The 228-nt window shown below is 47.4% G+C and carries 1 protein-coding gene; it reads right to left on the bottom strand.

Going from position 1 to position 228, the window contains the following annotated elements:
* A partial coding sequence (locus AB4585_RS22905; RefSeq protein ID WP_372171106.1) for an aldo/keto reductase occupies nucleotides 1–228 on the bottom strand: 228 nt, incomplete at both ends.

Here is a 228-nt window from a genome sequence, read left to right as displayed (position 1 = left end):
GTAGCGATCTTCTCCATATCAGACTCAGTCAACGTCACCTTTTCGGAGTGCAAGTTGCTCTCAATGTTGGCTTTCTTGGTTGATGAAGGGATCGTTACGAACTCGTTTTGACGCATCCACGCAAGTACAACCTGAGCAGGACTCGCATCATGTTCTTTGGCAATGGCTTGAATGGTTTCATCTTGCAGCACGTCGCCGTAAGCAAAAGGCATGTATCCCGTTACAATC

The sequence above is a fragment of the Vibrio sp. 10N.222.49.C9 genome (assembly GCF_041474985.1).
GTDB lineage: Bacteria > Pseudomonadota > Gammaproteobacteria > Enterobacterales > Vibrionaceae > Vibrio > Vibrio crassostreae_C.
This window is presented reverse-complemented; position numbering and strand designations above follow the sequence as displayed.